Source organism: Psychroserpens mesophilus (assembly GCF_050617655.1).
Lineage (GTDB): Bacteria > Bacteroidota > Bacteroidia > Flavobacteriales > Flavobacteriaceae > Psychroserpens > Psychroserpens mesophilus_A.
The window spans coordinates 1-259 of sequence record NZ_JBODQC010000262.1; the positions used below are offsets into that span (position 1 = coordinate 1).

A 259-nucleotide genomic window follows, 5' to 3' on the forward strand; every position below is an offset into this window, starting at 1 on the left:
CTGTATTCCAATTTTACCTTTTTCCTGGAGGATCCCGTAAACGGCGATCAGATCCGCCAACAGGAAAAACGCCTGCTCTTGGGCGGACAAACCGTCTGGAGGCATAGCTTTCACGGTGAAGGCACGCCCAGAAAAGGGTATCTGGACCTGGGGATTGGATTCCGATACGACGACGTGGACGAGGTCTCCCTGTCCCGGACAGCCAACCGCAAGACGCTGCTGGAGCGCCTGGCCTATGGCGATGTTGACGAATTCAATG

Annotated in this window: 1 pseudogene; it reads left to right on the forward strand. The window is 55.6% G+C overall.

From position 1 onward, the window contains the following. Positions 1–259 (forward strand): annotated as a pseudogene (locus ACRHNM_RS17195) (TonB-dependent receptor); the annotation flags it as partial.